The organism is Arthrobacter sp. Soil_N43 (assembly GCF_057655195.1).
This window is the reverse complement of sequence record NZ_JBDGML010000107.1, coordinates 56,934-64,960: the sequence shown is the minus strand read 5'-3', so window position 1 is coordinate 64,960 and position 8,027 is coordinate 56,934. Positions and strand designations below refer to the sequence as shown.

Sequence of the window (8,027 nt, the reverse complement as noted above, 5' to 3'; positions counted from 1 at the left end):
GCCGAAGGAATCGAACGCGTTTCATCCGAGTCGCTGGCTGAGGCATCCGGCGTCAGCTCGTCCACGCTCCGCAAGGATCTCTCCCATGTGGGGTCGTACGGTACCCGCGGCGTGGGCTACGAGGTTCAGTACCTCAGCCGTCACATTGCCGCCGCGCTCGGACTTACACACGACTGGAAGGTTGCGATCGTCGGCGCCGGTAACCTCGGCAAGGCGCTGGCCAGGTACGGCGGGTTCGAGTCGCGGGGCTTCGACGTGGTGGCCATTTTCGATGCAGACCAGATGGTGGTGGGCAACGAGGTGGGCTGGCTGCGCGTGAGTGACGTGGCGGACCTGGAAACCGTGCTGGAGCGGACGGGCGCGAACATGGTGGTCCTCGCCTTGCCCGCGGCCGTGGCGCAGAGCGTTTGCGATCGCGTGGTGGCCGCCGGCGTGCACAGCATTCTCAGCTTTGCGCCCGTGATGCTGCAGGTTCCCGAGGACGTGAACCTGCGCAAGGTGGACATGGCCACCGAGCTGCAGATTCTGGCCTACCACGCGCAACGGGCGCAGACCCCGGGGCAACCGAACTAAAAGTCCGGCTCCGGAATCCGCGCCCGTCGGCGAGGAAGATGCCTAGCGGCCGAAGGGGCCGCTTCCGTAGGGGTTGGCGAACGGCTGCTGCTTCTGGAAGTAGGGTGACGCCGCAGGCATGTAGAGCATCACGATCGCCGCGATTCCCAGAATGACAGCGGCGGTGTTCAGGCCGAGGGGCAGAAACGAGAAGATGGACAGCGCCGCGAAAACGGTGCCCAGGATCCGGGCCCAGTTCTTGCCCTTGCGGACGTTGAACGCCACCAGGGCGTAGAGCCCGGCTAGGATCAGCGCAAAGACCACGATCGTGGCAATGAGGAAGCCCTTGATGTCTTCGAAGGCGATGTTCTGGCCGCTGCTCCGGACCTGGTCTTCGAACATGCTCCGCGTGGCGGGATCGTCGAGGGTCGGGATGCTCAGCAGCGTTGACAGGAGCATCAGGGCACCGGCCGCGATGATCATCCAGAACGCCCTGTTGACGGACTGCGGGACGCTGGCGGGACCGCCCTGGGCCTGCTCCGAGGGGTACTGGGCATACGGTGACTGGCCATAAGGCTGCTGTCCGTAGGGCTGCTGACCGTACTGCGGGACATTTTGGCCGAACGGCTGCTGTCCGTACTGCGGCTGGCCTGGCTGCGGCGCGTTCTGGCCGTACTGGGGCGCCGGAGGAACGTTCTGGCCATACTGCGGCTGTCCCGGCTGCGGCGCATTCTGCCCGTACTGCGGCACCGGAGGAACGTTCTGTCCGTACTGCGGGGCGTTCTGCCCGTACTGTGGCGCGTTCTGTCCGTACTGCGGCAGCCCGGTGCCATTCCGGCCCTGCTCGTGGGAACCCGGCTCGTTAGTACCCGGCTCGTTGGAATCCTGGCGGCCGGAAGTCGGGTCGTTCGGATTCGGAGGTTGGACTGGAGGAGTGCTCATGAGCGTTCCTTTGCGTTTTCGACGTAGGGTTCGGCCACCGGGTTCAGAAGCCTGCCCTGCCCCCAGCATGGTTCAGTTCAACCGTACCCCTCGGCGGCCGCCGCGAGGATCATTCCAGAGAGGTATTCGCGGAACCTGTGGCCATGGTCAGGGCCGCCCCCGGGCAGCGGCAAACCAGGTCTGCGCGTTGGGAACCCACATCAGCACGGTCGCGGCCAGGCTTGCCAGAAAACCGAGCCCGTTGCCGCCGCGGCCGTCCGTGAAGACGACGCTGATGAAGGACAGCAGCAATGAGGCCCCGGCAATAGCCGTCAGAGCCAGCCGGGCCCATTCGCGGCCTTCCTTCATCTTCAACGCCAGGACAATTTGTGCCCCGGAGAGCGCCACGGCAAACAGCACGAGCAACAGCACCAGGACCGCGAGCCCGGGGATGAACGCAAAGAGCACCAGGGCGCCGAAAATGCCAATCACTCCGCCGAGCAGCCCCAGCAGTCCGCCGATCACCCAGATCCAGTACGAGACCTTCAGCTCCATGGGCAGCCCGGTCACGCTGAAGAGCCCGGTGAAACCGCCCTGGGGCATGGCCTCGTAGAGGTTCCGGGGACGGTCGGCGGGCATCTCGAAGGGGAAGCGTCCGCTCCGCCCCGGGGGAACGGGGCGGTCACGCGGGGGCGGTTCGGAGCCCGGTTCCGCAGGCTCCGGTCCATCGCTCGGGTTGCTCATGGCTCTCACTGTAGACCGGCAATTTGGCTAATTCTAGGAGGGGTCGAACCACGCCAACGCCCCGCTCCGTGGAACCACGGGCGGGGCGTTGGCGGTGTGCCGCCCGTCATGCGGGCCTGGCATGCGAGTAAGCGCGTGCGCCTTACGCGGCAGGGGCGATGAAGGCCAGTTCGAGGTTGATGGCAACCTTGTCGCTGACCAGCACGCCGCCGGCTTCCAGGACGGCATTCCAGGTCAGGCCGAAGTCCTTGCGGCTGATGGTGGTTTCAGCGGAAACGCCGGCACGGGTGTTGCCGAAGGGATCCACGGCCACGCCGTTGAGCTCGGTTTCGAGGGCCACAGGACGGGTCACGCCCTTGATGGTGAGGTCGCCCTGGAGTTCGTAGCTGTCGCCCTTGGCCACGAGGCCGTTGGAAACGAAGGAGATCTCCGGGAACTTCTCGACGTCGAAGAAGTCTTCGCCGCGGACGTGGCCGTCGCGGTTGACGTCGCCGGAGTCGAAGCTCGCGGTCTGGATGGTGGCGTTGATCTTGGAGTCGGCCACGTTCTCGGCGAGGTCCAGGGTTGCGGTGGCTTCCTTGAACTGGCCGCGGACCTTGCTGATGCCCGCGTGGCGGACCGTGAATCCGATTTCGCTGTGTGAGGTGTCGAGGGTCCAGATGCCGGTGGTGACGTTAGCGGGAAGTGCCATGGTGGTTCTCCTTGGTTTCAGTGGTGCGTCGGATGATCTTGCAGTTGAAGGTTCATTGGTTGAACTCTCAACTAACTGCTGCATCCAGTATAAACATGCAAACGCATCTTTTATTCCGGCCCTTGGGAACATTTCGTAATTTTGTTGAGTTCTACTAGATGTAGAAGATTTCGTCATTGCCCCTGCCCTTTGAGAAACTGGTAGACATGCCCCAAGCCACTGTTCATTTGCTCCGCCACGGCGAGGTCCACAATCCTGCGGGCGTCCTGTACGGCCGGCTGCCGGAATTCCACCTTTCCGAGCTTGGCCAGCAGATGGCGCAGACGCTGGCGGACCACTTTCGCGACCGCGCAGACCACGGCGCAAAGATCGTCTACCTGGTGGCCTCCCCGTTGACCCGTGCGCAGGAGACTGCCCAGCCCACGTCCCAGGCGTTGGGGCTGGAGATCCATACGGACAGGCGCATCATCGAGGCGGAAAACCACTTTGAAGGCCTGCGGGTCACCAAGGCCGAGCTCAGGAAGCCCAAGCACTGGCCGAAGCTCGTGAACCCGCTGCGGCCTTCGTGGGGCGAGCCCTACAAGGATCAGGCGGCACGCGTGCGTGCAGCAGTCCAGGACGCCCGCGCCAAGGCGATCGAACTCGGCGGCGACGGAGCCGAGGCCATCATGGTCAGCCACCAGCTCCCCATCTGGGCCACGCGCCTCAGCGCCGAAGGAAAGCCGCTGTGGCACGATCCGCGCAAGCGCGAATGCACCCTTACGTCCCTGACGTCCCTCGTGTTCGACGACGACGGCACCCTGCTGCGCGTTGTGTACAGCGAGCCGGCGGCCGCCCTTCTTCCCGGTGCCTCCAGCACCCCCGGAGCCTAACCATGTCGAACCCCCCTGTAAGCTCGCGCCGCAGCGTCCTCGCTGCCGGAGGCCTGGCGTTGACGGCGCTTACGCTGGGCCTGTCCGGCTGCGCCCAGGAAGACGCGCTGGCCAAACAGGCAAAGGCGGGCGACAACAAGAACTACGTCGCCGGGGACGGCTCCGTGACGGAATTCGCCGCTGCGGACCGCAAGGCCGCCGTCGACATCCAGGGAACGCTCTTCAATGGCACCGCCGTCACTCCCAAGGATTTCCTGGGCAAGGTGACCGTACTGAATTTCTGGTTCGCCGCCTGCGCGCCGTGCCGGGTCGAGGCTCCGCTGCTTGAAGCGCTCCACCAGGAGTTCAAGCCCAAGGGCGTGCAGTTCCTCGGCGTGAACCTGCGGGATGAGAAGGCCACGGCGGACGCCTTCGACAAGACGTTCGGCCTCACCTACCCGAGCTTCAACGACAAGGACGGCGGCGTGCTGCTGTCCGTATCAGGCCTGGTGCCGCCGGGCGCCGTCCCCACAACACTGGTGGTGGACAAGCAGGGCCGAGTGGCCTCGCGCGTACTCGGGGAAATCCAGAAGGGCACCCTCAAGGCCCTCATCGAATCCGCCGTGGCAGAGTAGCGGGCGGCCCGTACCGTGAACAGCCCCTTCGCCGAAGCCATCCTGAACGGCTCGCTGCTCCTTGCCATTCCGGTGGCGCTGCTGGCCGGACTGGTCTCCTTCCTCTCTCCCTGCGTCCTGCCGCTGGTGCCTGGCTATCTGGGGTACGTCACGGGACTGACCGGCGTGGACCTCGAGAAACAGAAGCGTGGCCGCATGCTGGCCGGCATTGGCCTCTTCGTGCTGGGCTTTTCGGTGATCTTCGTGCTGCTCGGCGGCGCGTTTGGCCAGCTGGGCACGCTGCTCAGTCCCGGCCAGAACGGCTGGATCACGCAGCTGCTCGGAATCCTGGTGATTGTCATGGGCGTGGTGTTCATGGGCGGCTTCAGCTGGTTCCAGCGCGACGCCAAAATCCATGCGAAACCGCCAGCCGGCCTCTGGGGCGCTCCGCTGCTGGGGATCACGTTCGGCCTCGGCTGGGCACCGTGCATCGGCCCCACCTACTCCGCCGTCCAGCTCCTGAGCCTCTCCGGCGGTTCCTCCGCAGCGAAGGGTGCGTTCCTGGCCTTCGTCTACAGCCTGGGACTGGGCATCCCGTTCCTGCTGATCGCGCTGGCGGTGCGCCGCGGCGCCGGCGTGATGTCCTTCTTTCGCAAGCACCGGCTCGCCATCCAGCGGACCGGCGGGGGAGTCCTGATTGTCCTGGGGATCCTGATGGCCACAGGGCTGTGGGGCGCCTGGGTCACTGAATTGCAGTACTGGTTCCAAACCGACGTTAAGTTGCCGATCTGATGAGCGAGCGTGTGAAGTCAACCAAGAACCGTCCGGCCGGGGAATCCCCCAAGGATTCCGCACCAAAGGATGCCGTGAAGGAGGCCAAGGCCAGCGCGGCGCTGCCTGACCTGGGCGCCGGAGGCATGCTCCGCTGGGCCTGGACGCAGCTGACCAGCATGCGCACGGCGCTGTTCCTGCTGCTGCTGCTGGCCGTTGCGGCGGTGCCCGGTTCGCTGTTCCCGCAGCGTCCGGCGAACCCGTCGGTGGTCACGCAGTACATCAAGGACAACCCGGACTACGGCAAGATCCTCGACTCACTGCAGCTGTACGACGTCTACTCCTCGGCATGGTTCTCGGCCATTTACATCCTGCTGTTTGTCTCGCTGATCGGCTGCGTCGTGCCCCGGGCCATAGCGCACTACCGGGCCATGCGCTCCGAGCCGCCGCGGACTCCTAAACGCCTGTCCCGGCTGCCGGAGTACGGCACACTGGTGGTGCCCGCGGAGGCCGGTATCCCGGCGTCGGACGCCATTGAAGACGCAGCGGCGCTGCTCAGGAAACGCGGGTACCGCGTTGAGGTGAGGCACGACGACGGCGCGCGCCCGTCTTTGGGGGCAGAGCGCGGCTTCCTCAAGGAAGTGGGCAACCTTGTCTTCCACACCTCGCTGATCGGCGTGCTGGTCTCCGTGGCGGTCGGCGGCCTGTTCGGCTACAGCGGCCAGCGGATCCTCGTGGAGGGCGACACCTTCGTCAACACCCTCGTCGGCTACGACCAGTTCAACCCTGGCACCAACTTCCAGAGCAGCCAGCTCCAGCCGTACTCCATCCAGCTCGATAAATTCCAGATCAAGTTCGACCGGGAGTCCCAGGGCAAGTTCGGCCAGCCCATCGACTTCACGGCAGACGTCACCACGAAGGAAACCCCGGGGGCCCCGGCCAAGAAGGAAGTCCTCAAGGTCAATGAACCGGTGACGCTGGGCGGCACCAGCATTTACCTGACGGGCAACGGCTACGCCCCGGTGGTCACAGTGCGCGACGGCAACGGCAACGTCGCCATGCAGGGGCCGGTGGTCGCCAAGCTTCAGGGCGACAACTACTACTCGTCCGTGGTGATCAAGGTGCCGGACGCGAAGCCCGACCAGCTCGGTTTCGCCGGGTTCTTCCTGCCCACGGCCTTCGTGACCGACGAGGGCATTTCCTTCAGCGGCGATCCGGAACTGATCAACCCGCAGCTGAGCCTGAACTCCTACTATGGCGACCTCGGGCTCGACAAGGGCACCCCGCAGAACGTGTTTGAACTCGACGTCAAGGACCTGACGCCGCTGAATGCCCGCAACCTGGAAACGAAGGGCATCACGCTCGCGCCGGGCAAGACGGTCACCCTGCCGGACGGCAAGGGCTCCATCAGCTTCGATGGCGTGAAGCGCTATGTCGGCGTCGATATCCACCACAATCCGGGCCAGCTGTCTGCACTGATCTTCGCGCTGCTCGCAGTGGCCGGCCTGGTGGTCTCCCTCTACGTCAACCGCCGCCGCGTCTGGGTCCGCACCGGTAGCCACGAGGACGGCCGCACCATGGTGGAATACGGCCTGCTGGCCCGCGGCGAAGACCACCGCCTGGCCGGCGAAGCCGCGGCGATCCGTGCGCTGCTGCAGCGCGAGTGGGGCCTCGACGCGGACGGGCCCGGCACACCATCCTCCATTTCCTCACCAGCAGGCTCGGCTGAGCCGAAGAAGGACCGGTAATGTTCCCCATCAACGAAACCATGGGCCAGTACAGCGAGCTGTTCATGCTCCTCGCGGCGGGCACCTACACGGTGGCGTTCATCGCCTTCGCCTGGGACCTGGCCAAGAGCAGCAGGGCCCTCCGCGCCGTCGATCTGAAGGCGGCCGCCGCGGCGTCCCCTGAGAGTTCGTCCGACGCCGGCGTGAAGGTTCCGGTCGCGGCAGGCGCCGGGGGCCGCGTCGAGGGGCACCTGGCCGGACCGGCCGGCCGTGCCGAGCGGCCGTCGTCGTCCGTCTCCGCCAAAGCGCAGGGCACCGGCGGCGCGGCAGGGCAGACGGCGGACGCCAGCATGAGCTACGGCGCTGAGCGCCGGGCCCCCGCACGCGTGGCTGTTGCCCTGACCATCCTGGGCGCCGTGATCCACGCCGCCGGGGTGGTGACCCGTGCCATTGGCTCCGGGCGCGTGCCGTGGGGCAACATGTACGAGTTCCTGACCACCGGCGCGTTCGTAGCCGTGGCCGTGTTCCTCGTGGTGCTCATCCGGCGCGACCTGAGGTTCCTGGGCACATTTGTGGTGGGCCTCGTGATCATCATGCTGGTGGCGGCCTCCGTGGCCTACTGGACTCCCGTGGGCCACCTCGTGCCGGCGCTGCAGAGCTACTGGCTGGTCATCCACGTCTCCATTGCCGTGCTTTCCTCGGCGCTGTTTACACTGACGTTCGCGATGTCCGCCCTGCAGCTGGTGCAGTCCCACCGGCAAAGGACCATCGCCGCGGGCGGGGCGGACAAGCTGGGCTTCATGCGCCTCGTGCCGACCGCGCTGAGCCTGGAGAACCTTTCCTACCGGATCAACGCGATCGCCTTCATCGGGTGGACCTTCACGCTCATGTTCGGTGCGATCTGGGCCGAGAAGGCCTGGGGACGCTTCTGGGGCTGGGACACCAAGGAAGTGTGGACCTTCGTGATCTGGGTGGTCTACGCCGGCTACCTGCACGCACGTGCAACCCGTGGCTGGACAGGAACCCGCGCTGCATGGCTGTCGATAGTGGGCTACCTGTGCGTGGTTTTCAACTTCACCATCGTGAACCAGTTCTTCAACGGCCTGCACTCCTACTCGGGGCTGTAGGGACGTTCCCTTCGCCGTTTGCGATTTGC

Annotated in this window: 9 protein-coding genes; 6 read left to right on the top strand and 3 right to left on the bottom strand. The window is 65.7% G+C overall.

Annotated elements, in window-relative coordinates; all coding sequences use genetic code 11:
- On the top strand, nucleotides 1-573 hold a 573-nt coding region (locus AC3A3W_RS15620), incomplete at its 5' end, for a redox-sensing transcriptional repressor Rex (RefSeq protein ID WP_487443938.1).
- A gap of 42 nt (nucleotides 574-615) precedes the next feature.
- On the opposite strand, the gene AC3A3W_RS15615 is transcribed toward AC3A3W_RS15620, so the two are convergent.
- The 3 genes from AC3A3W_RS15615 to AC3A3W_RS15605 all read right to left on the bottom strand — a co-directional run bounded on the left by AC3A3W_RS15615 (nucleotide 616) and on the right by AC3A3W_RS15605 (nucleotide 2,908).
- A complete protein-coding gene (locus AC3A3W_RS15615; RefSeq protein ID WP_487443937.1) occupies nucleotides 616-1,494 on the bottom strand; it encodes a hypothetical protein in 879 nt (292 codons plus the stop codon).
- Nucleotides 1,495-1,641: 147 nt separating this feature from the next.
- The gene (locus AC3A3W_RS15610) at nucleotides 1,642-2,217 is read right to left on the bottom strand and encodes a hypothetical protein (RefSeq protein WP_487443936.1); all 576 of its coding nucleotides are present in this window, start codon (nucleotides 2,215-2,217) and stop codon (nucleotides 1,642-1,644) included.
- A 142-nt stretch (nucleotides 2,218-2,359) separates the two neighbouring features.
- Nucleotides 2,360-2,908: a YceI family protein gene (locus AC3A3W_RS15605; RefSeq protein WP_487443935.1), complete on the bottom strand. Its 549-nt coding sequence runs from the start codon at nucleotides 2,906-2,908 to the stop codon at nucleotides 2,360-2,362.
- Between the two features lie 206 nt (nucleotides 2,909-3,114).
- Between AC3A3W_RS15605 and AC3A3W_RS15600 the strand changes: the two genes are divergently transcribed.
- Genes AC3A3W_RS15600 through ccsB form a run of 5 tightly spaced genes read left to right on the top strand, consistent with a single transcriptional unit; the run spans nucleotide 3,115 to nucleotide 7,998 of the window.
- Nucleotides 3,115-3,780, top strand: coding sequence for a histidine phosphatase family protein (locus AC3A3W_RS15600; RefSeq protein ID WP_487443934.1), 666 nt, complete (start codon nucleotides 3,115-3,117; stop codon nucleotides 3,778-3,780).
- A gap of 2 nt (nucleotides 3,781-3,782) precedes the next feature.
- The gene (locus AC3A3W_RS15595; RefSeq protein ID WP_487443933.1) at nucleotides 3,783-4,394 is read left to right on the top strand and encodes a TlpA family protein disulfide reductase; all 612 of its coding nucleotides are present in this window, start codon (nucleotides 3,783-3,785) and stop codon (nucleotides 4,392-4,394) included.
- Nucleotides 4,395-4,409: 15 nt separating this feature from the next.
- Nucleotides 4,410-5,165 (top strand): cytochrome c biogenesis CcdA family protein, encoded by a 756-nt coding sequence (locus tag AC3A3W_RS15590; RefSeq protein WP_487443932.1) that lies wholly within the window; start codon nucleotides 4,410-4,412, stop codon nucleotides 5,163-5,165.
- Nucleotides 5,165-6,892 (top strand): cytochrome c biogenesis protein ResB, encoded by a 1,728-nt coding sequence (gene resB, locus AC3A3W_RS15585; protein WP_487443931.1) that lies wholly within the window; start codon nucleotides 5,165-5,167, stop codon nucleotides 6,890-6,892. The genes AC3A3W_RS15590 and resB overlap by 1 nt, the downstream gene beginning before the upstream one ends.
- Nucleotides 6,892-7,998, top strand: a complete 1,107-nt coding sequence (gene ccsB / locus AC3A3W_RS15580) for a c-type cytochrome biogenesis protein CcsB (RefSeq protein ID WP_487443930.1) — start codon at nucleotides 6,892-6,894, stop codon at nucleotides 7,996-7,998. The genes resB and ccsB overlap by 1 nt, the downstream gene beginning before the upstream one ends.
- The last annotated feature ends 29 nt before the right edge of the window (nucleotides 7,999-8,027 follow it).

Bases quoted from the DNA above. Each gene is read 5' to 3' on its own strand.
- AC3A3W_RS15595 (WP_487443933.1), top strand. From the start codon at position 3,783: ATGTCGAACCCCCCTGTAAGCTCGCGCCGCAGCGTCCTCGCTGCCGGA.
- AC3A3W_RS15610 (WP_487443936.1), bottom strand. From the start codon at position 2,217: ATGAGCAACCCGAGCGATGGACCGGAGCCTGCGGAACCGGGCTCCGAA.
- AC3A3W_RS15600 (WP_487443934.1), top strand. From the start codon at position 3,115: ATGCCCCAAGCCACTGTTCATTTGCTCCGCCACGGCGAGGTCCACAAT.
- AC3A3W_RS15615 (WP_487443937.1), bottom strand. From the start codon at position 1,494: ATGAGCACTCCTCCAGTCCAACCTCCGAATCCGAACGACCCGACTTCC.
- AC3A3W_RS15605 (WP_487443935.1), bottom strand. From the start codon at position 2,908: ATGGCACTTCCCGCTAACGTCACCACCGGCATCTGGACCCTCGACACC.
- ccsB (WP_487443930.1), top strand. From the start codon at position 6,892: ATGTTCCCCATCAACGAAACCATGGGCCAGTACAGCGAGCTGTTCATG.
- resB (WP_487443931.1), top strand. From the start codon at position 5,165: ATGAGCGAGCGTGTGAAGTCAACCAAGAACCGTCCGGCCGGGGAATCC.